Genomic DNA, 24,993 nt, shown 5'->3' with positions numbered 1-24,993 from the left:
CGCCTACGGCGAATCCCATCCTATCCCATCCTTCCGTGGTCCATCGATCTCACGCTCGCGAGCTCCTCGCGGGTTCCATCGCCAGCGTCACCGCCGCGCCGTCGACCGTCCACTGGCGGGTGTGGGCGTAGTCGTCCGGTCCGCCGCCGTCGGACCCCTCGCCGCCCGCCGAGACCAACAGGTCGTCGACCCGGACGGCGCGGCGCAGTTCGTCGGCGTGGGTCTCCAGCGCCGCGGCCACCGCCTCGTCGTCGGTGCGGACCGCCAGCCGGACCCGCTCGTCGACGGCCAGCTCGAGGTCGGCGCGCATCTCCTGGGCGCGGCGGGTCACGTCACGCGCCAGTCCCTCCCTGCGGAGCTGTTCCGGGAGCGACTCGTCGACGTAGACGGTCCCGCCGTCGAAGGGGACCCGCCGCACGCCCTCGGGGACGCGCTCGACGACCGACACCTGCTCGGCGGTCACCTCGCGGTCGGTCCCGTCGACGGTGACGGTCAGCGGCAACTCGTCGGCCGGCCGTCCCTCCACGGCGTCGGCGACCGCCGCCGCGTCGTCCCGGAAGGCCGGGCCGAGCGCGTCCATCTCGGGGACGACCACCCGCTCGCGGGCGGGGTAGCGCTCGGTGCGTTCGACCGACGCGGCGTTCGTCCGCTCGGCCAGCAACTCGCGGTGGGCGTCGACCGCCGCGGTGACCGTCTCGTCGTCGGTCTCGACGACGACCCCGGCGACCGGCCAGCGGTGCTTGCGGCCCATCTCCTGGCGTGCGGTCGCCACTGCACCCTCGACCGCACGGAGCGCCTTGACTCGCTCGACCAGTTCCGGCCGGTCGGGCAGACCGAGCGCGTCGGCGTCCGGCCAGGTCGTCGCGTGGACGGTCGGCTCGCCCGCGTCGGCGGGCCCGTCGAGCGCCCGGTAGAGCCGCTCGGCGAGGTGGGGCGCGAACGGCGCGAGCGACCGGACGCAGACGCCCAGCACCGTCCCGAGCGTGTCGTAGGCGACCCGCTTGTCCGCGGTCGTGTCGGGCGTCCAGACGCGGTCGCGGACCGTCTGGACGTAGTAGCGCGACACGTCCTCGACCAGAAAGTCGAGAACCGCGTCGAGCGCGGCGTTCGGTTCCCGCTCCTCGAAGCCCGCGGTCGCTCGCTCGGTCACCTCGCGCAGGCGCGCGAGGACCCACCGATCGAGCACCCGGCGGCCGTCGGGGGCGGCGGTGAGTTCGACCGCGGGTCGATAGTCGTCCTCGGCCATGAACATCGCGGCGAAGCGGGCGACGTTCCACACCACGTCGAACCGTTCGCGGGTCGTCTCGACGCCCGTCATCTCGGAGGTCATCGTCACGTCCTGGCCCTGCTGTTCGTGGCCGAGCAGGTGCGCCCGCAGGGCGTCGCGGCCGTGGGCCTCGGCGACCTCGGGCGGTCGGAGGACGTGCCCGCGGGACTTCGACATCCCCTCGCCGTCGAGCAGCGCCCAGCCGTGCATCAGCACCTCCTCGTAGGGCGCCCGGTCGGCAAAGGCCACGCCCAGGTAGAGCTGCATCAGGAACCACCCGCGGGTCTGGTCGTTGCCCTCGACCACGAGGTCGGCGGGCCAGTCCTCGGGCCGGGGATTCTCGCTCGGGCGCTCGCGCAGGCTCGCCCACGAGGCCACGGCGGAGTCGAACCACACGTCGAGCACGTCCGCGACCCGCTCGGCCTCGCCGCCGCAGTCAGGGCAGGGCACGGTCACCTCGTCGACGACCGGACGGTGTGGGTCGTCGGGTACTTCGTCCAGTCCGGCCCGCTTGGCCAGGTCGGCGCGCGAGGAGACGACGGTGTCGCGGCCGCAGTCCCCGCAGTGCCACACGGGGAGCGGACTCCCCCAGTAGCGCTGGCGGGAGACGTTCCAGTCCGGCGCCGTCTCGACAGTGTTGCGAAAGCGGCCGTCCCGGGCCTCGGCGGGGTACCACGTCGTGTCCCCGACCGCGTCGAGCAGATCGTCTTTCATATCGGTGACGCGGACGAGCCACTGCTCGGCGGCGCGCATCACCACGTCGGTGTCACACCGCGGGCACTGCGGGTACTCGTGGGTGAACCGCTCGCGCCCGAGCAGCGCGCCCGCCTCGTCGAGCGCGTCGACGACAGCTGTGCGGCCTTCCCCGTGGACGGCCAGGCCCGCGAACGGCCCCGCGTCGTCGGTGAACCGCCCCATCAGGTCGACCGGTGCGTACCCCGGGTCGCCGAGCCCCAACTCGCGGGCCCGCTCGGAATCCTCGTGGCCGAACCCCGGCGCGGAGTGGACCAGCCCGGTGCCGTCACCGCCGGTCTCGACGTAGTCGGCGTGGACGACCCGGCCGCGGGGCGTCGGATGGTCCGCCAGTCGGTCCGCGAGCGGGTGGTCGTAGGTCGCGCCGACGAGCTCGCTTCCCCGGAGCGTTTCGACGACCTCGTAGTCGTCCGCTGCGACGCCCAGCGCGTCCATCACCGCGTCGACTCGCTCGGCGGCGACGTAGAGCGGGCCGTCGACCGCGGCGTCGACTGTGTTCTCGCCGACCGCGCCGTCCACGACCTCTACGGCGGCGTACTCCCCGCTCTCGTCGACGGCGACGAACTGGTTGCCGACGAGCGTCCACGGCGTCGTCGTCCAGGCGACGAGGGTGCCCTCCCTGCCTGTGTCGGCCAGCGGGAAGCCGACGTACACCGCGTCGACGGTCCGGTCGGCGTACTCCAGCCGCGAGTCCGAGACCGCCGTCTCGCAGCGCGGGCAGGTGTTGACCACCTGGTCGCCCCGCTCGACGAGTCCCCGGTCGTACAGCGCCGCGAAGGCGTCCCACACCGTGTCGACGTACTCGGCGTCCATCGTCTGGTAGACGTCGTCCCAGTCCATCCACACCGCCAGGTCGCGGAACTCCTCGTCCATGACGGCGCGCTGGTCTTCGACGAACGCGCGGCACTCGTCGACGAACCGGTCGACGCCGTACGCCTCGACGGCATCTTTCATCTCGAACTCGTGGTCGGCCTCGACGTTCACCTCGACCGGGAGGCCGTGGGTGTCGTAGCCCGGCCGGGCGAGGACGGGACGGCCCTGCATGCGGTGGTACCGCAGCAGCGCGTCCTTGAGGATCTTCCCCCAGGCGTTGCCCACGTGCATCCGCCCGCTGGTGAACGGCGGCCCGTCGAGGAAGTAGAACGGCTCCGCGCCGTCCTCGGCGCCCCGCTCCGCGGCCCGGCGCTTGGCGTACTCGTAGGCGTGGCTGGTCTCCGCGGGTGCGTCGACGCCCGGGAAGGCGTCGGCGTCCGTCCAGTGGTCTTTGACGTGCTGTTCGACCGCGTTCGGGTCGTAGTGGTCCGGTAGTCGCTCTGGCATGGATGTCTCTCGTCGTGTCGGTCGGCGTGCGGTGCGGGCGGCCGGCGACTCACATCGAGGGCTCGGCCGCCGCTTTCGGAACGTGACTCACGGCACGAGCGGGCTCGCGGGAGCGACACGCTGGCGTCAACGTGACTGGTGTCGCCGAAGTGCGGAACCGTCGTGCCCCGAGAAAGTAGGTACTATGCCCCTGCCGGGGCGATAATCGAGACCGCCGCGGCGGGCACGCGGTGCCGCGTCATTATCCGTTGTACTCGTTTCGGTCGATAAATCGTTTTCGGAAGTGTGGGGCTCGGTGGCAGTGGACGAGGTAGACGGAGACGACAGCACCGCGACCGCAGGGACGGCAACGGCCACGAACAGCGTGAAAGCCCCCGTCCGCTTCGGTCGAGGGACTCGCTGCGCGCTTCACTCGCTTCGCTCGTTCCAGTGCTTGCGTCGCCCGTCTTCCCGGAGCGACCGGCCCCTTTCATTCCCACCCGCGTCGGCTGGCCGGGCAGTCTGTGCGGGTGGGAATGAAAGGGGCGACCCGTTCGGCGAACCCGGGCGACGTAAGTGACGCGGGACCGGAGGTCCCGCTAATCTGAGGCCGTAACCCTCAGACACCGCAGGCCGAAGGCCGAGTAGCGTGGTTCGAGAGAGATTCGCTCTCTCGTCATCCCGGAAATCTCCGATTTCCGGAGACAGCGAGGCCCGGGAGCCGAACGGGTCGGGGCTTTCACGCTGTTTGCGGTCGCTGTCGAGGTAGCTACCGTGGAGTTCGCGTCCCGAGAGGAAACGACGGGCCGAGCAGTACCTTTGGACCGAACGACCGAACCGAAGACCCCGCGGTCAGATAACGCCGGTCACACTCGCAGCCTCCCGGGCGGCATCCTCGCTCATGCCGTCGCCGAGGATGGTGTAGCGGTCCCGGATCTCGTGGGCAGTGGTCAGCGCCTCGATGACGGTCTCGTCGTCGATCCCGAGCCCCTCGGCGGTCGTCGGCGCGTCGATGCTCGCGAGGGCGTCGCGGATGTCCGTCCACTGGCCCTTCGCGCCCGAGTGGAGGTATTCGGTCATGATCGAGGCGACGCCGACCTGGTGGCCGTGGAGCGCGGGCTCGGGCGCGATGCGGTCGAGCTGGTGGGAGATCAGGTGTTCGGCGCCCGAGGCCGGCCGGGAGGACCCGGCGATGGACATCGCGACGCCCGAGGAGACGAGCGCCTTCGTCACGATCCAGGCCGACTCCTCCAGTTCGGGCCGGATGGAGTGGGCGTTCTCGACGAGCATCTCGGCGGTCATCCGCGAGAGCGCGCCGGCGTACTCGTGGTAGCGGACGTTCTTCAGCCGGTGGGCGAGTTCCCAGTCCCGAACGGCAGTAAAATTCGAGATGATGTCGGCACAGCCCGCGGTGGTGAGTTCCCAGGGCGCGTCGGCCAGGATCTCGGTGTCGGCGACGACCGCCAGCGGCGGCTCGGCGGCGACGCTGTGACGGGTGTCGCCCTCCGGGATGGAGGCCCGCCCGGAGACGATGCCGTCGTGGCTGGCCGCCGTGGGGACCGAGACGAAGCCCTTGCCGACCTCCTCACCGGCCATCTTGGTCACGTCGATGACCTTGCCGCCGCCGACGCCGACGAGGTAGCCCACGTCGTCGCTCGCGGCGACCTCGATGACCTCCTCGACGGCGCCGAACGTCGCCTCCTCGATGCGGACCACCCGCGGGTCGAACCCGGCGTCGGAAAAGCCCGCGACGACCCGGTCGCCGGCCACCTCGGCGGGCGTCGGGCTGGTGACCACCAGCGGGTCGCCGTGGAGGCGCAACTCCTCGACGGCCGCCGCGGCGTCGTCGAGCACGCCGTGGCCGACCACGACGTTGCGCGGCAGTCGTATCCACGTCGACTTGTCGAACATGCCGAGGTATGCGCGGTCGGCCGGCAAAACGCTTGCCGTCCCGCGACGGCCGTCGTCGGGGGTCCCGAACCCGCCGACGCGGCGCGTTTGCGGCGGCTCGCCGGTCGGCGTCCGAGCGCTTCAACCGTCGGTTGAACGGGCGAACGGTCGAGGCGTTTATACTATCTGAAGATCAGGTGCCGCCGACATGGTTCCCACACGAGTTCGAGTCCCCTTCGAGGAGGGGACGCTCGCGCGCGAAGGCGCCATCGCGGTCGCGGCGTTCGGCGCCTTCGTCCTCTGGATCCACGCGCTGTGGCCGGTGGCAGGTGCGGTCGAGTCGGCCGTTCGTCCGGGCGCGCTCGCCGGGACCGGCGCCGGCAGTCTGGTCGCGACGGCGCTGACCACCAGCGCCGTCGTCGTCGCCGGAACGGTCGCGTTCACTGCCGCGTACGCGAGCGTTCGTGACCGGCCGGTCTCGCTGGCGCTGCCCGGCCGGGCGGACCTGCCGCTGGTCGGCGCGGCCGCGGCGGCGCCCGTCGCGGCGGTCGGGGCCGTCGAACTCCTCGCCGGGGCGACGGGGACGAGCCTGACGGCGCTGACGGGGTCGTCGTACGGCCCCGGAACCGACCCCGTCGTCGCCGCGACGCTCACGGCGCTGGTCCTGTTCCTGGGCCTGCCCGTGTACGTGCTCGTCACTCACGCGGTCGTCCAGCGGACGCTCCGGTCGGCCGGGCGGCCGGCGGTGGCCGTCGGGCTGACGACGCTGCTGATCGGGACGGTCGGGCCGACGGAGCTGGTCTCCAGGGGGCTCCCGCTGCGAGTCGCGGTCGTGACGCTCCTGCTGATCGCCAGCATCGCGCTGCCGGTGTACGCCGCCGACACGTTCGACCGCAGCTGGTTGTCGGCACTCTCCGCGCTCCCGCTCGCGATGTTCGCCGTCGGCGCCCTCGCCCAGTGGGCCACCGGACTCGACGGGGCCGCCGGCGCGGCGCTCGGCCTCGCGGAGGTCGGCCTCGTGGGAGTCAGTGCCTACGCCTACGAGCGGACGGACTCGCTGCTCCCGCCGGCGCTGTCCTACGCGGCGTTCGTCGTCGCCAGGGACGCGGTCGCATTTCTGGTCGGGACCGGCGGGGTCTGAACGCCGATCACAGCGTGTCTAGAACGCCGAGCACCCGCTCTTCGGACGCACGGTCGGGCCCCTCCTGCGCTTCGTCGGCGTCGCGGTCCGGCGTCGCCTCGACGGTCTCCGCCACTGCCTCCCTCGGCGACTGTGGCTCCCACCCCAGCGACCGCAGTTTGTTCGTATCGAGGACGTGCGGCGGGTCCCGATAGAGCGGGAAGTCGTCCGGCTCCAGCCCGCCCGCGGCGAGTTCGCGCTCCCCGGCGGTGACGACCTCGACCTCCGTATCGAGCGCGTCCGCGACGGTCTCGACCGTCTCGCGCAGGGTCTCCAGCGTCCAGTCGCCGACGTTGTACGCTTCGCCGGTCGTCCCCTCCTCGGCGACGACCCGCAGCGCGCGGGCCACGTTCTCGACGCTGACCCGGTGCCAGAGGTTGGTGCCGTCGCCGGGGACCAGCACCCGGTCGTAGTTCGCCACGCGCTGGACCCAGTAGTCGAACCGCCGGGTGTAGTCGTGGGGGCCGTAGACGACGCAGGGGCGGACGCTCATGGCGTTCACACCGTCTTCGGCGGCGGCGAAGACGGCGCGGTCGCCCTCGGCCTTGCGCGCGCCGTAGGTCGCCCCCGAGTCGTCGGTCGCCTGCTGCTCGGTGCATGGTTCGAGGTCGGTCTCGTCCTCCCGTTTCGGGACTTCCTCGGCGCCGTAGGCGGCGCCGCTGGAGACGTAGACGTAGGCGTCGGCGCCGTCGAAGGCGCGGGTCGCGGCGCGGACCTCCCGGGGCTGGTAGGCCACCAGGTCGACGACCACGTCGGGGTCGCGGGCGGCCGCATCGGCGAGGTCGCCGTCGTCGGTGCGGTCGCCGTGGAGGTGGTCGACCCCCTCGTCGTCGGCGAACGGGCTCTCGTGTTCGCCGCGGTGGAAGACGGTCACGTCGTAGCCGGCCTCGCGGAACGCCCGGACGGCGCGGCGGCCGATGAAGCGGGTGCCGCCGACGAACAGCGCGTGTCGCGTCATGCGAGAGCGTGGGCGCTCCCGGCGGTAAAGTCCGGCGACCCCGGGCGGCGGGAACCGGGCCCGGACGGTGCGTCGACATGTCGACAGGGAGAATCGGGCCCGGAGTCGTTCCGTCCCCGAACGCCGGAGATTTCGCCGTCGAGCCTCCCGTTATACGGTGAATAACAACGGTGGTTCGTGTGTGAGAGGTCCACATGAAGTGTGCGAACTGTCGGGCGGACGGGGAACCAGCGTACACGCTCCGGGCACACGTCGACGGCGACGCCGGCGACGGCGCGGACGACGAGGGGGCCAGGACCGACGGGGGCGCGAGCGCGACCGTGGACCTGCCCTTCTGCTCGCTGGAGTGTCTGGCGGCCTGGACCTGAACGGAGCCAAAGAGCTATCCGGGCGGGCGCGCCAGCAACCGGCATGGAAAACGTCCACCCGGGACAGCGCGTCGCGGTGCTCGCCGACGCGCAGAACCTCTATCACACCGCTCGCAGCCTCTACACGCGCAACATCGACTACGCCGAGCTGCTCGACGCCGCCGTCGCCGACCGCCAGCTGACCCGCGCCGTCGCCTACGTCATCCGGGCCGACGCCCCCGAAGAGGAGTCCTTCTTCGAGGCGCTCGTCGACATCGGCTTCGAGACCCGCATCAAGGACATCAAGACCTTCGGCGACGGCTCGAAGAAGGCCGACTGGGACGTGGGCATGAGCCTCGACGCCGTCACCCTCGCCAACCACGTCGACACCGTCGTCCTCGCGACCGGCGACGGCGACTTCTCGCGGCTCTGTTCGCATCTCCGCCACGAGGGCGTCCGGACCGAAGTGATGGCCTTCCAGGAGTCGACCGCCGAGGAACTGGTCGCCGCGGCCGACGAGTTCACCGACATGAGCGGGGACACCGACCGGTTCCTGCTCTGAACGAACCCGCCGGCGCTCCGCGTGTGGTGGCGCTCGAAAAAACGGGTAGCGCGGTCTACTCTTCGTCCTCGGCTTCGTCTCCGTCTGACCCGTCAGCGTCCGCGTCGTCGCTCGGGTCCGCATCCGACTCGTCGGTCGCGTCCAGGTCCGTCAGGTCGGCGTTGGGCGCGTTGCGCTTGACGCTGCGGAGGCCCTCGATGGCGCCCGTCCGCGAGGCATAGCCCTGGCCGCTGTCCCCGAGGATCTGGCCGTTCTCGTGGCGCAGCCGCCAGCGGAACTCCCCGGCGGAGTCCTCGAAGACCTCGAAGGCGGCGTCGCTGTAGTCCAGCGCGGTGGCCTCGTCGACGTACTCGCGGACCCGCCCGATCGAGTCGCGGGCGCCGCGCTCGGAGGCGAAGCCCTGGCCGCCGTCGGCGATGATCTCGTCGTTGCTCGCGACGAGCCGCCAGCGGTACTCGCCGGCCGCGTCCTCGAAGATCTCGAAGGCGTCGCGGTCGGCGGCGGTCTCGCGGACCCGCTCGACGCCCTCCTGGGCGTTGGTGCGGGAGGCGTAACCCTCGCCGCCGTCGGCGAGGATCTCGCCGTTGCGGTGGATGAGCCGCCAGCGCCACTCGTCGGCGGCGTCGCGGTACACCTCGAACGCCGTCGGGTCGATCCGCAGGTAGTCGGCCTCGCCGACGTAGTCGCGGACGCGCTCGACGGCCTCCTCGACCGCGTCGCGGTCGGCGTAGCCCTCGCCGCCGTCGGCGACGATGTTGCCGTTGCGGTGGACGAGCCGCCAGCGGTACTCGCCGGCGGCGTCCTCGTACACCTCGAAGGTGCCCTGGCTCTCGCCCGGCGGGTACGGCGCGTCGGCCGGCTCCTCTTCGGGTTCGACCTCGACCTCCTCGCGGACGGCGGCCGCGCCGGCCGCGTTCGTGCGGACGCTCTCCAGGCCCTGCTCGGCCTTCTGGCGGGAGCTGTACCCCTGGGCGCTGTCGGCGATGATGTTGCCGTTGCGGTGGCGCAGCCGCCAGCGCCACTTGCCGCCGCGGTCCTCAAACACCTCGAAGCGGGCCTTGCTCTCGGCCGTCTCCGCGACCGGCTCCGACTCCGGCTCCTCCGTCGCCGGGGCCGCGGTCGTTCCCCCGAGGTCGTCGCCGTCGACGGCCGGCTCCGGGTCGGTCGCTGCGGACCCGGCCGGTGCCGGCTCGGCGGGGTCGGCGGCCACGTCGTCCTCGGCGGCCGGTACCCGTCGCGTCCCGCCGATGACCGGGACCAGCGCCGCGCCGACGGCGATCAGCACGAGGCCGAACGCGAACAGCGAGATGACCGGGACGGCGAGCCCGGAGTCCCGCCAGCCGGGGTAGGCGACCATGAACCCGAGGACGCCGAGCAGGGCGACGAACCCGCCGGCGTAGGAGACCAGGTTGGCCGTCCGCTGGAGCGGCAGCCGGATCACCGGCCCGATCATCAGCAGGACGAGCGAGACGGCGGCCAGCGCGATCCCGGCCTTCCCGGTCGTCGTCGCCGTCGTCACGTCGCTGGTCAGGAACAGCAGGATGCCGAGGATCCCCAGCAGGATCCCGAACACGAACACCCAGTAGCCGTACACCTCGTCGTTCGTCGTCGGTTCCGCGATCCGGTCTCGATACCACTGGACCATCGCGTCCGGACTGGACGGTTCACTCGACATGTTTTCGTTCTTATAATCGGATCGTAGATAGTTAAAGATGCACTACGGTTTACCGACGGGGGCGACGCTACGGGGAGACGAAGCAGAGGGAGAGAAAGCGACAGTCGGTGTCGTTGCGGCGTCGTTCGATGGGGCCCGTTCAGACCGGGCGGCCCGGGTCCGCGGTCCCGACGAGCAAGGCGCCGGCGGCGAGGCCGAGCGTCCCGGCGGCGATGGCGGCGACGGGCAGGCTGACGCTGAGCGCCCCCGGCCCGAAGATGAGGACCGTGCTGATCGCCAGCAGCACGACCCCGAACGCGATCTTCCGCGAATCTGTCTCTGTCATAACGAGTGCAGGTTGGTAATCGATCCGTATAAATTCTCCTGAAACCGCGTCACACGGGCACGATCGATCGTGATCGATACGGGATACTTCGGTGTGTGGTAGCACGGCACAGAGAGTCGAGGCACGGCAAAGGGGTCGAGGGCGGGCTGGTCCCCGGCGGCGAGCGGTCCCGAGGGGAGCCAGTCGAGTGAGACAGATACAAGACGGGACGGAGCGAACGCTCGTCCGATGGACGACGAGGACCGGGGGATGCTGACGCGGGTGGCCGACTACCAGTGGGGTCGCAGTGCCGGGCGGGCGCTGTTCGGCGACGGCGACCCGGAGGTGACCCACACCAGCTCCGGCCGGCCCAGGCAGGTGATCGCCGACGAGGGCCGGCTGGTCACCTACGCGACCGACGGCCGGTTCACCCTCGGCGTGGCCGGCGGCCGGCGACTGCACGACGGACTCGCCGACGGCGCCTATCGCGTCGTCGTCGGCGACGAGAGCGAGCCGTTCGTCCGCGAGGGGCGCAACGCCTTCGCCAAGTTCGTGCGCGCGGCCGACTCGGAGATTCGGCCGGGCGACGAGGTGCTCGTCACTCACGAGCGCGGCGAGGTGCTCGCCGTCGGCCGCGCCGAACTGGCCGGCGAGAGCATGCTGGACTTCGAGACGGGCGTCGCCGTCTTCGTCCGCGACAGCGCCGAAGCCGAGGACTGAGTGGCCGCGCCGGGTTCGGCCGGTCGCGGTGTGGGCTGATAGGCTGTGTCTGCTCGTACTGGTTCGCACGGAGTGACCGCGACTGCGCTCGACGGTGGGCGATGAAATCTCCTGCCACGTTCGCTAACTGTCGTGTCTACCGCAGTCGACAGCAGGCGACGAAAGCCCTCGGGCACGTCGAACGTTGTGGGCTATCTCGGGAGAACCGTCAGCCGAGCACGTCGGTGGTCATCGTCCCGTTGCGGCCCAGCGAGTCGAGTTCGACGGTCTCGGAGCCGCGCGGCGTCTCGACGGTCGCGGTGACGGTGACCGAGACGTTCGTGGACTCGCCGCGGCGGACGTGGGTGACCCACCACTCGTCCATCCGGCCGTTGTCGAGGACCATCTCGAAGCCGACCGACCGGGTCTCGCCGGGGGCGACGCGGTAGTGCTCGGGGACCGTCCGGTCGGCCAGAACCACGTCGTTCAGCGCCACGCGGTAGTCGATGGCAGTCACGTTCACCGGAACCCGTCGCTCGTTCGCCAGCGTCGCGTTCACGAGGATCGGGGCCCGCTCGGGGGTCGCGTGGCCCCACGCAGCGGTCTCGGACCGGACGACCAGCGCGGGCTCGCCGCCGACCGCGACGGTCTCGGCGTCGCCGCCCATCCCCGCAAGCAGGTCCGTCCGGAACTCGCTCGTGCGGTTGGGGACGGCCACGTCGAACCTGGTGAAGCCGAGGTCCGCGCGGACGCCGGGGTCGGTGGCGACCGTCGAGCGCTCGCCGCCGTTGAGGTGGCGGGCCCACCACGCGGGCACCTTCGAGTTGTTCATCGCCGAGACGAGTTCGAACGCCGACCGGCCGGCGTCGAGGCCGTCGGTCCGGTGGTCGCCCCGCGCGACGGTGATGCCGTTGATAGTCGTGCGCTGGGTGGTTTCGAGCGCGAGCAGGTCGTTGATTCGCTCGTCGTTGGGGTTGTCGATAGCGACGCTGGTCCGGATCTCTGTGGTCGCGTCGGTGACGGCGCCCCACTCGCGGTCGGCGCCGACGATCCGTGGACGCTCGAACTCGGTGTCCCGCTCGGGCGGGCTCCGGGCGGTCACCGACGCCGCGCCGCCGCCGAGCACGTCCGTCTCCAGTTCGAGCGACCGCTCGTAGACCCGGATCGGCACCCGCTCGTAGCCGCCGTCGCGCTCGACGAGGCCGTACAGCGCCACCGAGAGGTTGCTCCGCTCGCCGGCCCGGACGTGGGTCGCCCACCAGTCGGCCATCTTCGCCGAGTCGAGGCCCATCCGCACGTCGAGGGTGCCCGTCTCGCCGGGAGCCACGTCGATCCCCGAGCGCTGGCGGCCCTCCGCCAGGGTGACGTTGTTCATCTCGACGACGTAGTCGACGCCGTCCAGCGTGACGGGGTAGTCGTGGACGTTCTCGACCGTCGAGGAGACCGACAGCGGCGTCACCGACCCGTCCGCGTCGCCCCACGCGGCGGTCCCGTTCCCGACGACGAGGAACGGGTCGCCGCGGAAGCGGACGGTCCGCGCCTCCCCGGTCGCGAACCCGCCGAGCAGGTCCGTCTCGACGGTCGAGCGCTGGGCGGGGATCCCCCGCGAGAACCCGGGCCCGGAGACCGTCGCGGTGACCCGCAGCTCCGAGGTCTCGCCGTCGTTCACGTGGGCGACCCACCAGTCGGCGATCCGGTCGTTGTTCATCTCCGTCGAGAGCCGGAGCCGGCTCGTCCCCGCGGGGAACCCGACGCCGGATTTCTCGCCGCGCGCGAGCACCACGTCGTTGAGCCGCGCGGTGTAGGCCACGCTGACGACGCCCGGGACGCCGACTGGGTTGGGGTTGTCGACGGTCGCGGTCGTCTCGATGGCCGTCGACTCCGCCGTCACGGTCCCCCACTCGCTCTCGACGCTCCCCACGGCCGGCGCCGCGAGGACGCCCGTGGCGACGAGAGCCGCCAGGACGACCCCGACCGCGAGGAGGACCGCTGCCGACCCGGCGAGAAACCGCTTGACCCGACGCCTGGATACCATTGCCGGGGCCAAGCTCCCGGACCCGGAAAAACGTCTCGCCCCGGGTCCCGGGATCGATAACGGCCGCGTGTTCCGAGTGTTGGTCGTGCGTGGGCCCCGTGTGGGACCGCAGGACGCGGGGCGTGAACCGTCGGGATCCCCTCTCAGAACGTCTCGGGGATGCTGGGGTCGGGCCCGCCGCCTTCCTCGTCGGCCGCCTGGTCCTCGTCGAACAGCGTGCCGCCGTAGGGTCGGTAGTCGAAGTCGTAGACGGCGGTCACCGACTCCAGCGCGTCCTCCCGGCGGGCGATCTGAGTGGTGTCGAACTCGGAGCGTTCGACCGCCGCGACGAGTTCCTCGTCGTCGATCCGGCCCTCTGCGTAGCCGGTGGCGACGCCGTCGCGAAAGGCGTCGGCGTTGCGCCGCAGCCGTTTGGCCTCCTCGAACGACGACCGGATCTCGGGGGTCGGCTCCGCACGGTTCGTGGGGATCCGCTCCAGCTCGTCGGTCGCCCGGCGGTCGTACTCGGCGGCCTGCCGGAGCACTTCGACGGCCTGCTCGACGGCCGACAGCTCCGCCCACTCGTCGCGGGCCGCCGGCGCGACCATCGCGTCGACCACCTCCGCCCAGGTCGTCGACCGCTCGGCGTCCTCGAACGCCTCCGCGACGAACGCCCCGACGTGCTCGTCCGGGATCGGGACGCCTCTCGCCTCCTCGTCGTCGGACGGCTCCCCGCCGCCCTCGGTGGTCTCGGGCTGTGCGTCCAGCGAGTAGGGCTCGGTGTCGTCACTCATGGTCTGAATCACTCCCGTCGCGGTGGGGGCGGTCGCGGGGCGGTCCGTCCCCGTAGCCCTGCGGCCGCGGGTCCGGACCGGGATGAGAGCCCACCCGGCCTGCCGTGTCGTCGACCGGGCGGGGCCCGTCGGCCGGCCCGTCGTCGACGCGTCCCGGCGGTGCGTCGGCCCCGCCGGGCGGGCGCGGTCGCTCGCCGTCCGGGTCGCCGCCGCGTGGCCCGGCGGCGTCGATCTCCTCGGGGTCGACGCCCTTCGAGCGGGCGAGTGCCCGTTCGGCGGTCTTCCGCACGTCGTCGCTGCGGTCCTCCAGCCCGTGGGTCTCCAGGGCCTCCTCGGCGCGGTCGGTCCCCAGGTCGCCGAGCCCTTCGGCGGCCTTCGCGCGGACGAACGAGCCCGGATCGCGGGCGAGCACCGCCGCGAGCAGGCGGACGGCCCGCTCGGTCCCGGCCGCGTCGGGCAGGTACTGGGCGGCGTACTCCCGGACCGCGGGGCTGGGGTCGGACTTCAGCCGGTCGGCCAGTGTCTCGGCGCCGGCGGCGTCGGTCCGCGCCAGCGCGATGAGCGCGTTCCGCCGGACTGCGCCGTGGTCGTCGTCCAGCGCCGCCCGCAACCGGTCGCTCGCGCCGGGGGCGACCCGCGACAGCGCCACCACGGCCTCGGCGCGGACCCACTCGTCGGAGTCGTCGAGCGCGGCGACGATGGTCTCCTCGCCCCGGCCGGCCACGCCGAGCGCCTCGACGGCGAACTGCCGGGTGTCCGGGTCGCCGGCCGAGCGGGCCGTCTCTGCGAGGGCGTCGACCGTCTCGTCGGACAGCCCCTCCTCGGCCGCGTCGACGAGCGCGAGCGCGGCGTCGCGCTTGCGCGGCTGGTCGTCGGACAGCGCCGCCCGTAGTCCCGCCTCGTCGTCGGCCGGGGCCCGTCCGCGGGCACTCCAGTTGTCGTATTCGTCGGTCATACTGCCCTCCAGTAGGTGACCAGCCAGACGAGGACGGCCGCGAGGACGACCCCGCTGACGAACCCGGGGATGGCCAGCGCCCGTCCGTCGGCGCCGCCGGTCTCGTTGCCGCCGCCGACCTGCAGGACGCTCCCGCTCGCCGCGCCACCGGTGTCGGGCACGGAGAGGTTGCCCGTGTCGGGGTCGAGCGTCGAGTACTGCAGCGTGATCGACTTCTGGCCGTTGACCTCGTCGGCGCTGCCGTTCCAGACGGCGAAGGCGACGTACACCTGCTCGTCGGTCAGCGGCGCGTCGTACTGCCCGGCCCCCGTGCGGTTGCGGACGAAGGTGACCCGCCAGCCGTCGTCGGTGCGCTCGCCGCGGGCGTCGACCGGCTGGGCCGGCGCGTAGCTCAGCGAACCGTAGCCCTTCGCGTAGTAGTTCTGCGCGCCGTCCTCGTAACTCGCTCGCGACAGCGGGTTGCCGGCCTGCCGGCCGGGCATCGTCAGCGAGTCGTTGTGCGGGTAGGCGTACATGTCGCCGGTCCCCGGGGCCCGCTCGGGGCCGTGGCGCCAGCTGGCCCGCCAGTACCAGATGTTCACCGGCGTGCCCGCGGCGCCCATCGTGATCGGCGGCTGGTCGCCGGCCTTGAGCATCACCGCCGCGCCGTCGCTGAAGTTGTTCGGCGCGGCGATGTTGGCGTCCCGCGTCGGGTCCTCCCACGAGAGCCGCACCGCGACGTGGCTCTCGTTGGCGACCGTCTGCACGTCGAGTTCGTCGACGCTCCCGCCACCGAACGGTGGCGCCATCTGCTGTTTCGACAGCGACACCGTCCGCGTCGGCGCGGCCTCCCAGGCGGAGGCCGTCGGCTCCGAGGGCACTTGCTGGACCTGTTCGAGCGGCTGGCTCCCGCCGGTCACCGCCGCGGCGACCGCGGCCTGGGCCGCGAGCAGGAGCGCGACCGCCACGACCGCGAGCGTCGTCGCCCGCGTCGCCGCGCTCCGGTCGAGCGGGACGCGACCGGCCAGGCGCCCGAGCGGCCCGCCGGACGGGTCGTCACTCGCCATCGTCGCTCACCTCCCCGGCGGCGTCGTCGGTTTCACCGTCCTCCTGATCGCCCCCGCCGCGGGCCGCATGGTCGCGTTTGACCAGTTCGGCGGCCAGCCGCGCGGCCGCGCGGTAGGCCCGCTCGCCGTCGGCGGGGTCGTCCCCGACCGCCGCGTCTACGTCGTGGGCCAGCGCGGGGACGAACTCCGCGAGGTGGGTGTCGACGACCGTCCGCTCGGCGTCGGCCAGCCGCGCGGCCGCCTCCTCGTCGCCCTCGTGGACCGCCGCGGCGCGCTGGGCGGCGACGACCTGCATCAGCTCCAGTTCGGCGGCGACGTGGTCCTGGCGCTCGGCGAAGTCGTCGGCGGGCTCGACGCCGAACGTCTCCATCAGCCCGACGACCGCCGCGATGCGGCGCTGGGACTCGCCAACGTCCGAGCCCGTCGTGTAGTGGGCCTCGTAGGGGACGACCGGGTACTCGCCGCCGTCGGGGAGGCCGAACAGGTCGTTGTACGCCGCCTCCAGGTCCGAGACGGCGGCGTCGGCCACCGCGTCGAGGAACCGGTCGGCCTCGTCGCGCAGCCCCAGCCGCTCGGCCGCCTGCAGGACCCCGTCGCGGGCGTCGTGGGCGGTCAGCGTCGCCCGCGTCTCCACCTCGGGGTAGCAGAACGCGCCGCCGACGGCCGCGTACAGCGTCGCCCGGGCGCCGTGGAGCCGCTCGCGGGCCTCGCGGTCGCCGTCGCGGTCGTCGACCGGGCGCGGGTCGTCGGTCGGCGGGCCGTCGGCAGGCGACCCGTCGGTCGCCGCTTCCGGGTCGATGCCGGACCGTGCGGACTCGGGGTCCGCGTCGTCGAGTCGCGTCATGGCTGGTTGGTCCACATCTCGCCCTCTTTGACCTCCAGCTGCTCCTCGAAGGGCACGTCGACGACCTTGTTGCCGTCGCGGTCCCAGCCCTTCACGCGGTGCTCCTTGACGTTGTACGTCTCGACGAGCTTCGTCGTCGCGCCGAACAGCTGGAGGATGCCGAGGACGTGGTGGGAGGGGTTGCGAACCCGCTCCTGGACGATCTCGATCGACTCCCGGTAGGTGTCGCCGGGCCAGTCGTTGCGCTTGACCTCCTCGTTGGGCGTGAACATCTGCGTGAGGAACTCCGGCGGCACGTGGTAGGGCGGCATGTAGAACACCTGTGGCCGGGTGCCGAACTGCGGATACAGCGGCAGCGCCACCTTCTCGTCGGAGTGGACGAGGTAGTTGATCGGCGACCGACCACCCGGCGCGTCGCCGCCCGGGGACTCGGCGTCGGGGCCGCGGTTGATGTTGCCGTGCAGCCGCGTCTTCCCGATACACGAGGAGACACACCGCGGGACGAACCCCTCCTCGATGCGGGGGTAACAGCCGACGGGCTTCTCCGAGACGCCGGTCTCGGGGTTGTACATCGGCTTGTGGTACGGACACCCCTTCACGCACTTGCGGTAGCCCCGACAGCGCTCCTGGTCTAACAGGACGATGCCGTCCTCCTCGCGCTTGTAGATGGCCTGGCGCGGACAGGCCGCGAGACAGGCGGGGTTCTTGCAGTGGTTGCACAGCCTGGGCAGGTAGAACTGCCAGATGTCGTGGTACTCGCCCTCGTCGAGGTCGCTCTCGACGACCTCACCGGTGGGGTACTCGCCGTGGACCTGGTCGTCGCCCAGGGCGGGGTACTCCCACTCCTCCTTGTCGGCGATGTATCCTCGTACTCGCTCGCCCTGTTCGGCGGCCTCGTAGATGGTCTCACCGGAGTCCAGGTCGTCGAGCAGGCGCATGTCCCAGCCCATCGGGTAGCCGCCGTAGGGCTCGGTCTCGACGTTCATCCACCACATGTACTCCTCGCCCTTGCCGGAGGTCCAGGTGGACTTGCAGGCAAAGGAGCAGGTGTTGCAGTTGATACAGCGGTTCGTGTTGACGACCATCCCCCAGTGGTAGTCGCGCTCCTCCTCGCGGCGTTCGTAGGGGTAGTCGTGGCTCCGTCCGAGTTGCGGGTTCTCTACCTGTGGCATCAGTCGTCACTCTCCGTCGGTGTCGCGTCGGTCGACGAGCTGTCCTGCAGCGATCCGCTCACGTAGCTCTGGAACGTCTCGTCCTGCCGGGCGTCGCCGGGTTTCCAGTCGGCCTCGGCGTACTTCTCCACGTCGACGAGGTCGTCGCGGTTGGTCCCCGTCGGCGCCCACACGGTCTCCTCGTAGCCGTGTTCGAGCTTGGCGCCCTTCCAGACGACCTCGTCGGGCACCTCGTCGGAGACGTTCGGGTCGCCGAAGACGGCCTTGTGGACCAGGTCGTCGGTCTCCTGGAGGGGGTCCAGCCAGATGTTCGTCGTCGTGTTGTACCCCTTGACGCCGTCCTCGTCTTCCTCGTCGTCGGGGAAGTGCTGTGGCCACCAGCCGTGCCAGATGGTCAGCTGACCCATGTCGCCGGCCGACCGGGGCCGCTGGCGCTCGCTGACCATCGCCCGCACGACCAGGTCGCCGCGCTTGCCCGAGATGCGAACGTAGTCGCCGGTCTCCACGTCGATCTCTTCTGCGTCCTCGGGGTGGATCTCGACGAACGCCTCGCCCAGCGGCGGCGCGTCGTCTGTCTCGCCCTCGCCCGACGGGAACGAGAAGTCGTCGACCAGCCGCTCGGTTCCCTCGGGGTCGGCGTTGGGACTCCCGAAGTCCCGCGACGACCAGATGAGGTTCCAGTCGGTCATCCCCCACGAGGAGTGAGTCCGGTACTTCGGGTGAGGGGTGTTGTAGTAGAACTGGTTGCCCTCGTCGTGGTAGAGGGGATTCTCCTCGTCTTTCGCCTCCTCCCACTTCTGGTTCACGCCGTAGGGCGTGCCCTCGACGCTCTCGACGTGGTCCAGGTCGTCGCGGCCGAGTTCGAGGAACCGGTCCTCCTCCTTGTGGAACTCCATCCGGCCGGTCTTCGTGTAGAACGGCTTGTCCTCGTGGACCTGCGAGTAGAAGGGGATCCTCGGGTAGGTCTTGAGATCCAGCCGTTCGGGGCCGTCCCAGAGGTCCTCGACGTCGATGCTTCGGGTGGTGATCCCCTTGTCGAAGGTCTCCTTGATGTACTCGATGGGGTCCTTGTCGTCGTCGAGGAACTTGTCGAAGTACGCCCGGTAGGAGTCGACGTTGCGCTCCTCCGGGGGGATCTTCTCGTCGAGTTTCTCGGCGACCATCGCGACGGCCTCGCCGTCCTGCTTGGTGTCGTAGATGGGGTCCATCACCCCGTGGTCCATGTGGACGAAGGGGTTCTCCGGACCGACGGTGATGTCGGGGTACTCACACTCCAGCCAGGAGGGCACCGGGAGCACGATGTCCGCGTGGCGCGCGGAGTAGGTCATGTGCATGTCCGAGACGATGAAACACTCGTTGCCGGTGTCGGGGTGTTTCACGAAGTTCTCGATGACGTGCTCCTGGTGTTTCGTCTGGTTCAGGAGGTTGCAGTTCATCGTCCACAGGATCTCCGGCTTGGACATCGTGTACGACTCCGCCTCGGTGGGCATCACCGGCTCGTCGGCGTCGCCCTGCGGCACGAGGTCCAGATCCTCGTCGAAGTCGCCCCGCACCTGGTGGGGGTCGAGGTTCTCGCCGCCGAAGAAGGCGAATGCGTAGCCGGGGTACATCCCGTGGGCGCTGTGGCCGTCGGGGTTGACGTAGTGGGGGTAGCCGTCCAGCAGTTCGATCTTGTACTGGCCGGAGTAGTTGTAGTAGCCCTGGCCCGGGCTGCCGATGTTGCCCAGCATCGACTGGACGAAGAACACGGCGCGCTGCAGCGAGTCGTTGGAGTGGAACCAGTGGTTGATCCCCTCGCCGGTGAACCACTGGCCTTTCTCGGCGTCGGCGAACTCCCGGGCGGTCGTCCGCAGGGCGTCGGCGGGGATGGTCGTGATCTCCTCGACGGTCTCGGGGTCGTAGTTCTCCAGGATGTTGTCGCGCTGGCGCGCGAAGTCCGAGCGCACCGCGACGGTCGACCCGTCGGCCAGTTCGACCTCCCGTTCGATGTCCAGTTTGGGCGTCGTCGGCGTCTCCTCGCCCACGTCCTCTCGTGTGACGGCGACGAGGTCACCGTCCTCGCCGACCGCGACGAAGTCGCCCCAGTCGTTGGCCTCGTGCTGGTGTTTGGGATCTTCCGGCGGGGCCTCGTGGTCTTCGAACACCTCGTGGGCGCGGAGGTACTTGCCGTCGTCCTCGCGGACCAGGAGGGGGAGACTGGTGAACTGCTGCATGAACTCGGCGTCGTACAGCTCCTCGTCGATGATGACGTAGGCGATGCCCAGGGCAAAGGCGGGGTCGCTCCCGGGGCGGACCGGCAGCCAGCGGTCGCATTTCTGCACCGTGGGCGAGTAGTCCGGGTAGACGCCGACCATCTTCCCGCCGCGCTCGCGGGTCTCCTGCAGGAAGTGGTTGTCCGCGAGCTTGTTGTGGATGAGATTTTTGCCCTGGATGATGGTGTAGTCGGCCTGACGCCAGGCAGAAGCGTCCGAGTCGGAGGTCTGGTAGCCCGTCGTGATGACGTGACCTGGCGGCAGGTCGGCGTACCAGTCGTACTCGGTCCACTCGCAGCCGCCGAAGACCGAGGCCAGCCGGCGGCCGGCGCCGTGGCGGGTGAACAGGCCGTCCGCCTTGATGGCGTTGAAGATGTGGAACTGCTTGTTGTCCTCCAGGTTGGCCATCTTCTCGGCGATGAGGTCGACGGCCTCCTCCCAGGAGACGCGCTCGAACTCGTCCTCGCCGCGGCCCTCGGGGTTGGGGTCGTCGGGGTCCCACCCCTTGCGGACCATCGGGTACTTGATCCGCGAGGGCTCGAAGGTGCGCCGATGGAGGGTCAGTCCCTTCATGCACCCGCGGGGGTTCCAGTGCTGGCTGACGCCGGCGTCCTCGTAGCCCGACGGGCCGACCGAGGGCTCCTCGTTGTGGTAGACCTGCTCGGCCCGGATGGGGACGCCGTTCTTCATGTAGAAGTTCAGCGCGCACGACTGGGTGCAGTTGGGGTGACAGACCGTCCAGTCGACCTCGTCGTACTCGTAGATGTCGTGGTACACCTGCTCCCAGTCGCGGTTGGGGTACGACTTCAGGGGGTTGTCGACGGACGTGACCGGGTCGACCGCCTGAGTCGCGCCCCAGGCGGTCCCGACCAGGGCCCCGACGCTCCCGGCACCGGCGGCCGCCAGGAAGTCGCGTCGCGACAGCGTCACGCCCGCTCACCTCCCTGTACCTGTGTCGCCGCTGTGTGGCGCATATCCGCTGCCACGTCGTCGCCGTCCGTCAACCCGCGAGGGCGTTCCTGCCTCGCTGGAACGGGGGCGAAAATATTCCGTCCGGGGTTCAGTCCCGCCGTCCACAGCACTGTGGCCGTTTATGTGACCGGGGACTGGTGCCGAACATGTTTGATCGCAGTCACGCTTATGTGGTCGGCGGTCCGACGGAATTCTATGTCGACGGACGGTCTCCGGGTGGAGTTGCGCGTCACCGACCCGGGCCACTGCACGCCCGCTCGCGCGGCGCGGACGACGGGTGCGAGCGTCGACGGCGTCTCGCGGACCGTCGACGACGGGCGGCTCGTCCAGGAGTTCACCCTCCGGGGCGACGCCGAGGAGATCCGCGAGTGCGCGCGGGACGACGACGACCTCGAAGCCGTCTTCGAGTGGGAGGAGGGGGTCCGCTACCGCGAGCGCGGCGTCGACGAATCGGCCTGCGTGTGCGGCGTCCTCTCGGAGTACGGCTACCCGCTCGACGAGATCGCCGCGACCGACGACGGGCTCAGGCTCTCCTTTTACACACCCGGCGCGGACCGCCTGGAGGAGGTCGTCGAGGTGCTGCGCTCGCGGTTCGGCGGCGTCGCCGTCGTCGGCCTCGAACGCGACTGCGACCTGACCGACCACGACCCGGTGGCCGTCGACCGGGCCGAACTGACCGACCGCCAGCGGGAGGTGCTGGAGACGGCCTTCGAGATGGGCTACTTCGAGACGCCCAAGGGCGCCAACGCCGGCGAGGTCGCCGAGGAGCTGGACATCGCGCTGTCGACCGCCTGCGAACACCTCGCGACCGCACAGCGGACGGTCCTCTCGATGGTCCTCGATTCGGGGTGACGACATAAGCGAGCCGAACAGCTTCGCCGCGAGTTCCCGGACTCTGGGAGCGCCGAACGGGCTTCTTTTGTGGGGCGTGCGACCGCCCGCACATGGGAGTCGAATCGACAGGCGGCATCCAGGTCAGGCTGGCCGTCGAGGCGGCGGAGGCCTGTCCGGTGGCGGCGTCGACCGGCGGCGACACGATCGCCCGGTCGGCGAGGTGGAGCACGGCCGGGGACGGCGAGGTCGTCGAGGAGTTCGACCTCGTGGGGGAGGCCGACGAGGCGGCCCTCCCCGAGGACGCCTCGGTCGTCTTCGAGACCGACCGCTCGGAGCGGGTGCGGTTCACCCGCGAGACCGGCGACTGCATCTGCGAGGCGGTCGAGCGGCTGGGGGTACCGGTCACCGACGTGAGCGCCTCGCGGGGCACGCTCCGGCTGAGCTTCCACGCGACCGACGTGGAGACGGTCCGGGCGGCCGTCGACGACCTCGACGCCGCCTACGGCTCGGTCCGCATCGACCGGCTGGCCCGAACCGGCGAGGGCGAGGGCGACGACATGGTGCTGGTCGACCGCGGGCGGCTCACCGACCGCCAGCAGGAGGTGCTGGAGACGGCCATGGAGATGGGCTACTTCGAGCGCCCTCGCTCGGCCAACGCGACCGAGGTCGCCGAGGCGCTGGACATCTCCCCCTCGACGTTCGCCGAACACCTCGCGTCGGCCCAGTCGAAGGTGCTCGACTCGCTGCTGGAGGGGTCGGCGTGACGGCTCGCGGCGACCGCCGCCGCGGCGCCCGCCGCCGGCCGAGGCTGTCCCGTCGCCCTCCGGCGGTTCTCGACAGCGGTACAAGTACGACCAAAATATTCGGGGAGCATCGCTATCCGCGACGGCGGTACATATTCGGATCGATGTCTCGTCTGCCGACCGACCGACCGCGACTCCGGCGTCCGGCGGGTTCGGGCACCCGCGGGACGCCGACCCGGGGCACCGACCGACGGGAGGGGGCGGCGTAGCCATGCGGCGCAACGGCTACCTGATCGTCGCCCTGGTCGTGATGACCCTGCTGCCGATGTGGTACGTCGGGCTGCACGGCGAGCCGCCGAGCGAGGAGATCGCCATCGACCAGAGCGTCTCGGAGCTGCGGCCGCTCGACGGGTTCGTCGACACGCCGAACAAGCTCTCGCCGAGCCAGGTCGGCGTCATCGTCTGGGTGGCGCTGCTGGCGCTCGTGGCCGTCCTCTCGGCGGCCCACCGGTTCATGAACCGCGCGGTCAGGCCCGACGAGCCGGCCACGGCGGCCGGCGCCGGGGCCGACGACGCGGCCGTCGCCGACGGCGGCCAGGCCGAAGCGACCGGAGACGCGTCAGCGACGGCGCGTCCCGCCGGTGGACAGGTCGGCCTCCCCTGGCTCTCGACGGAGGAGCGCTGGGTCGTCGAGTACCACGACGCGAGCGACGCCATCGAGGGGCTGGTCGCGATGGGCGGACTGACCGTCCTCGCGATCGTCTTCGCGGCGCTGTTCACCGGCGAGTACCTGACGCTGGCCCGCACCCAGTACTTCGGCGTCTACGCCGCGGGGATGTTCCTCTCGCTGGCCGGCTCGACGGTCGCCTACTACGCGTGGTTCATGCCCCACGTCGAGGTCGCCGAACGGAGGGACCACTGATGTATCGCACGACCGACAGCATCGCGTTCCGCGGAGGGAGCCACCGATGAGCGACGACTGTGACACCTGCGACGGCTGCTGCGGCGACGAGGAACCGACCCGACCGAGCATCTACACGGACGCCCGCGCAGAGATGGAGCGCCGTGACTACGCGAAGGTGCTGGCGACCGTCGGCGGGCTGACCGCCGTCGGCAGCCTCGCCGCGCCGCTGATGGGCCTGACTCGCGTCTTCGAGCGCGGATACTCCGGCCCGGTGTACTCCGACGGCGTCGCGCTGGTCGACGGCGAGGGCAACCGCGTCCCGGAGAACGCCCTCTCGGAGGGCGAGCAGATGACCGTCTTCCCGGAGCCGCGCCCGGGGATCGCCGACGCGCCGACGCTTTTGGTCCGCTACCCGGAGGACGCCTACGGCGGGGAGACGGCCATGGAGTCGACCGTCGGCGGCTACGCCGCCTACTCGAAGGTCTGCACGCACGCGGGCTGTATGGTCTCGGACACCGAGGGGTCGACGCTGGTCTGTCCGTGTCACTTCGGGAAGTTCGACCCGACCAGCGGCGCCTCGGTCGTCGGCGGCCCGCCGCCGCGGGCGCTGCCGCAACTGCCCATCACGCTCTCCTCGGACGGCTACCTCGTCGCCACCGGGGACTTCGAAGGGCCGGTCGGCCCGGGGGGTGAATGATGGCGACGAGCGACGACGAGGGGACCGGGCGCCTCGGCCGCGCCTACGACTGGGTCGACGCACGCCTCGACCTGGACTCCGAGACGGACATCCTCGGCAAGGCGTTCCCCGCCGAGGACTCCTTTTTGCTCGGCGAGGTCGCCCTGTTCTGTTTCCTCGTGCTCGTGCTGACGGGAACCTTCCTCGGGTTCTTCTTCGAACCGAGCACCAGCGACGTGACCTACGAGGGCAGCGTCGAGCGCTTCCAGGGCGAGGAGGTGCCAGAGGCGTTCGCGAGCGTCCTGAACATCACCTACGACGTGCCCTTCGGAATGTTGTTGCGGCGGATGCACCACTGGGCCGCCCACCTGTTCATCGCCTCGATGGCGCTGCACATGCTCAGGGTGTTCTTCACGGGCGCCTACCGCAACCCCCGCGAGCCCAACTGGCTCGTCGGGACCGGGCTGGCCGGCCTGTCGATGGGCGCCGCCTACACCGGCTACGCGCTCCCGTTCGACGAGTTCGCCAGCACCGCGACGGGGATCGGCTACAACCTCGCGAAGTCGATCCCGCTGGTCGGCGGCGCGCTCGCCAAGCTGGTCTTCGGCGGATCCTTCCCGTCGTCGGCGACCATCCCGCGCTTTTACTTCCTGCACGTGTTCGTGATACCGCTGGCTATCGCCGGACTGATCGGGGTCCACATGCTGATCCTGATGCGGCAGAAACACACCGAGGCCGAGCGCGAGGGCGACGTGCCCGGCCCGGCACCGCCGGCCGAGGGCGCGGCCGCCACCGGCGGGACCGCGACCGACGGCGGCGGAGCCGCGACCGCCGACGGCGGTGACGGGGTCGC

Annotated in this window: 21 protein-coding genes; 9 read left to right on the top strand and 12 right to left on the bottom strand. The window is 71.0% G+C overall.

All coding sequences use genetic code 11. The annotated features are described in order from the left end of the window. Positions 1-49 precede the first annotated feature (49 nt). The gene (gene ileS / locus ACMGFG_RS23085) at positions 50-3,340 is read right to left on the bottom strand and encodes an isoleucine--tRNA ligase (protein ID WP_436932642.1); all 3,291 of its coding nucleotides are present in this window, start codon (positions 3,338-3,340) and stop codon (positions 50-52) included. Positions 3,341-4,171: 831 nt separating this feature from the next. Continuing rightward, positions 4,172-5,230: an NAD(P)-dependent glycerol-1-phosphate dehydrogenase gene (locus tag ACMGFG_RS23080; protein WP_436932641.1), complete on the bottom strand. Its 1,059-nt coding sequence runs from the start codon at positions 5,228-5,230 to the stop codon at positions 4,172-4,174. Between the two features lie 187 nt (positions 5,231-5,417). Here ACMGFG_RS23080 and ACMGFG_RS23075 point away from each other — a divergent pair, with 187 nt between their 5' ends. Next, positions 5,418-6,350, top strand: coding sequence for a hypothetical protein (locus ACMGFG_RS23075; protein WP_436932640.1), 933 nt, complete (start codon positions 5,418-5,420; stop codon positions 6,348-6,350). A gap of 7 nt (positions 6,351-6,357) precedes the next feature. Here ACMGFG_RS23075 and ACMGFG_RS23070 read toward each other — a convergent pair whose 3' ends face one another. After that, positions 6,358-7,347: an NAD-dependent epimerase/dehydratase family protein gene (locus tag ACMGFG_RS23070; protein WP_436932639.1), complete on the bottom strand. Its 990-nt coding sequence runs from the start codon at positions 7,345-7,347 to the stop codon at positions 6,358-6,360. 194 nt (positions 7,348-7,541) lie between these two features. Between ACMGFG_RS23070 and ACMGFG_RS23065 the strand changes: the two genes are divergently transcribed. Continuing rightward, positions 7,542-7,715 (top strand): hypothetical protein, encoded by a 174-nt coding sequence (locus tag ACMGFG_RS23065; RefSeq protein ID WP_436932638.1) that lies wholly within the window; start codon positions 7,542-7,544, stop codon positions 7,713-7,715. A 43-nt stretch (positions 7,716-7,758) separates the two neighbouring features. Then, the gene (locus ACMGFG_RS23060) at positions 7,759-8,256 is read left to right on the top strand and encodes a LabA-like NYN domain-containing protein (protein WP_436932637.1); all 498 of its coding nucleotides are present in this window, start codon (positions 7,759-7,761) and stop codon (positions 8,254-8,256) included. A gap of 55 nt (positions 8,257-8,311) precedes the next feature. On the opposite strand, the gene ACMGFG_RS23055 is transcribed toward ACMGFG_RS23060, so the two are convergent. Together ACMGFG_RS23055 and ACMGFG_RS23050 are read right to left on the bottom strand one after the other, a co-directional pair. Next, on the bottom strand, positions 8,312-9,931 hold the full coding sequence (locus ACMGFG_RS23055) for an HVO_2922 family protein (RefSeq protein WP_436932636.1): 1,620 nt from the start codon (positions 9,929-9,931) through the stop codon (positions 8,312-8,314). Positions 9,932-10,070: 139 nt separating this feature from the next. Further along, the gene (locus tag ACMGFG_RS23050) at positions 10,071-10,256 is read right to left on the bottom strand and encodes a hypothetical protein (protein WP_436932635.1); all 186 of its coding nucleotides are present in this window, start codon (positions 10,254-10,256) and stop codon (positions 10,071-10,073) included. Between the two features lie 228 nt (positions 10,257-10,484). Between ACMGFG_RS23050 and ACMGFG_RS23045 the strand changes: the two genes are divergently transcribed. Then, positions 10,485-10,955: a PUA domain-containing protein gene (locus ACMGFG_RS23045; RefSeq protein ID WP_436932634.1), complete on the top strand. Its 471-nt coding sequence runs from the start codon at positions 10,485-10,487 to the stop codon at positions 10,953-10,955. 208 nt (positions 10,956-11,163) lie between these two features. Here the strand turns inward: ACMGFG_RS23045 and ACMGFG_RS23040 are convergent, their stop codons facing one another. The 7 genes from ACMGFG_RS23040 to ACMGFG_RS23010 all read right to left on the bottom strand — a co-directional run bounded on the left by ACMGFG_RS23040 (position 11,164) and on the right by ACMGFG_RS23010 (position 20,941). Beyond that, a complete protein-coding gene (locus ACMGFG_RS23040; protein ID WP_436932633.1) occupies positions 11,164-12,969 on the bottom strand; it encodes an LEA type 2 family protein in 1,806 nt (601 codons plus the stop codon). A 143-nt stretch (positions 12,970-13,112) separates the two neighbouring features. After that, complete coding sequence (locus ACMGFG_RS23035) at positions 13,113-13,742, bottom strand: hypothetical protein (RefSeq protein WP_436932632.1); 630 nt, start codon at positions 13,740-13,742, stop codon at positions 13,113-13,115. After that, positions 13,735-14,697, bottom strand: coding sequence for a HEAT repeat domain-containing protein (locus ACMGFG_RS23030; RefSeq protein WP_436932631.1), 963 nt, complete (start codon positions 14,695-14,697; stop codon positions 13,735-13,737). The genes ACMGFG_RS23035 and ACMGFG_RS23030 overlap by 8 nt, the downstream gene beginning before the upstream one ends. After that, positions 14,694-15,743, bottom strand: coding sequence for an ethylbenzene dehydrogenase-related protein (locus ACMGFG_RS23025; RefSeq protein ID WP_436932630.1), 1,050 nt, complete (start codon positions 15,741-15,743; stop codon positions 14,694-14,696). Before ACMGFG_RS23025 ends, ACMGFG_RS23030 begins: the two co-directional genes overlap by 4 nt. Beyond that, positions 15,733-16,587, bottom strand: coding sequence for a TorD/DmsD family molecular chaperone (locus tag ACMGFG_RS23020; protein WP_436932629.1), 855 nt, complete (start codon positions 16,585-16,587; stop codon positions 15,733-15,735). Before ACMGFG_RS23020 ends, ACMGFG_RS23025 begins: the two co-directional genes overlap by 11 nt. Next, a complete protein-coding gene (locus ACMGFG_RS23015; protein ID WP_436932628.1) occupies positions 16,584-17,759 on the bottom strand; it encodes a 4Fe-4S dicluster domain-containing protein in 1,176 nt (391 codons plus the stop codon). The genes ACMGFG_RS23020 and ACMGFG_RS23015 overlap by 4 nt, the downstream gene beginning before the upstream one ends. Next, positions 17,759-20,941: a molybdopterin-containing oxidoreductase family protein gene (locus tag ACMGFG_RS23010; protein ID WP_436932627.1), complete on the bottom strand. Its 3,183-nt coding sequence runs from the start codon at positions 20,939-20,941 to the stop codon at positions 17,759-17,761. The genes ACMGFG_RS23015 and ACMGFG_RS23010 overlap by 1 nt, the downstream gene beginning before the upstream one ends. Before the next feature lie 237 nt (positions 20,942-21,178). Between ACMGFG_RS23010 and ACMGFG_RS23005 the strand changes: the two genes are divergently transcribed. The 5 genes from ACMGFG_RS23005 to ACMGFG_RS22985 all read left to right on the top strand — a co-directional run. Beyond that, complete coding sequence (locus tag ACMGFG_RS23005; RefSeq protein ID WP_436932626.1) at positions 21,179-21,835, top strand: helix-turn-helix domain-containing protein; 657 nt, start codon at positions 21,179-21,181, stop codon at positions 21,833-21,835. Between the two features lie 92 nt (positions 21,836-21,927). After that, positions 21,928-22,581: a helix-turn-helix domain-containing protein gene (locus ACMGFG_RS23000; RefSeq protein WP_436932625.1), complete on the top strand. Its 654-nt coding sequence runs from the start codon at positions 21,928-21,930 to the stop codon at positions 22,579-22,581. A 250-nt stretch (positions 22,582-22,831) separates the two neighbouring features. Continuing rightward, a complete protein-coding gene (locus ACMGFG_RS22995; protein ID WP_436932624.1) occupies positions 22,832-23,482 on the top strand; it encodes a hypothetical protein in 651 nt (216 codons plus the stop codon). Positions 23,483-23,528: 46 nt separating this feature from the next. After that, positions 23,529-24,161, top strand: coding sequence for a QcrA and Rieske domain-containing protein (locus ACMGFG_RS22990; RefSeq protein WP_436932623.1), 633 nt, complete (start codon positions 23,529-23,531; stop codon positions 24,159-24,161). Beyond that, positions 24,161-24,993: cytochrome b (locus ACMGFG_RS22985; protein WP_436932622.1), on the top strand; the 833-nt coding region annotated here is incomplete at its 3' end. The genes ACMGFG_RS22990 and ACMGFG_RS22985, both read left to right, overlap by 1 nt.

Source organism: Halosimplex halobium, from assembly GCF_051414055.1.
GTDB lineage: Archaea > Halobacteriota > Halobacteria > Halobacteriales > Haloarculaceae > Halosimplex > Halosimplex halobium.
Note: the sequence above shows the minus strand (reverse complement) of the source record. Positions and strands in the feature narration are given on the sequence as shown.